Here is a 994-nt window from a genome sequence, read left to right as displayed (position 1 = left end):
GTCAGCCCCTTCGAGATGCTGGCGAAGCTGCAGGACCGGACCGCGAAAGGAAGCCCCGGGTGACCAGGGGCCGGGGTGCCCCGGCCAAGGCTGGAGATCGCTGACATCTTCCGTGCTCATGGTCCTGCGTGGCGGCGGACCAATGCCGGGCATGTCAGCCTGAGCCAGCTCAAGGTGATGTCAGCGATCGAAGCCTGCCGGACGGAGGCGCTCGGCGGGCATGTGGCCGCGTGTGGCAAGTGCGGCCACCACCACATCGCCTACAATTCCTGCAAGAACCGGCACTGCCCGAAGTGCCAGGGGCCGACGGCGCGCGACTGGATGGCGGCGCGAGCCGAAGACCTTCTGCCTGTGGAATACTTCCACGTCGTCTTCACCCTACCGGCGGAAATCGCGCAGATCGCGTTCTGGAACAAGAAGGCCGTCTATGGCCTGCTGTTCCGGACGTCTGCCGAAACCCTGGCCACCATCGCTGCCGATCCCCGGCATCTCGGCGCGCGGGTCGGCATGACGAGCGTGCTTCACACCTGGGGCTCCGTGCTGACCCACCATCCCCACATCCACATGATCGTGCCCGGCGGCGGCCTGTCGCCGGACGGGTCGCGGTGGGTCGCCTGCCGCTCCGGTTTTCTGCTGCCGGTGAAGGTCCTGTCCCGGCTGTTCCGGCGGCTGTTCCTGGAAGGGCTGCTCGGACTGCATCAGGCCGGGATACTCGCCTTCTTCGGCGATCTCGCCGGACTGGCGGATGCCGGTGCCTTCGCTGCCTGGCTCGCGCCGTTCCGGAAAATGGACTGGGTGGTCTATGCCAAGCCGCCCTTCGGCGGGCCGGAGGCGGTGCTGGCCTATCTCGGGCGCTACACCCACCGCGTCGCGATTTCGAACATAGACATCCACCGGCGGCCCGCGGCTTCCACCTTGGGAGGATTTCCAACGCGGGCCGCCAAGGCACCAAGCCGCACCCTCACGCCCCGGCCCGCATCGAAAATCCTTCACC

1 protein-coding gene is annotated in these 994 nt (G+C 67.4%); it reads left to right on the top strand.

Features of this window, described 5'->3' with window-relative positions; genetic code table 11:
* Positions 1-75: 75 nt before the first annotated feature.
* Positions 76-994, top strand: a 919-nt coding sequence (locus tag FGX59_RS37005; RefSeq protein WP_240722887.1) for a transposase, incomplete at its 3' end; no start/stop codon positions are given.

Source organism: Poseidonocella sp. HB161398 (assembly GCF_005870025.1).
In the GTDB taxonomy this organism is placed as follows: domain Bacteria; phylum Pseudomonadota; class Alphaproteobacteria; order Rhodobacterales; family Rhodobacteraceae; genus Mangrovicoccus.
Note: the sequence above shows the minus strand (reverse complement) of the source record. Positions and strands in the feature narration are given on the sequence as shown.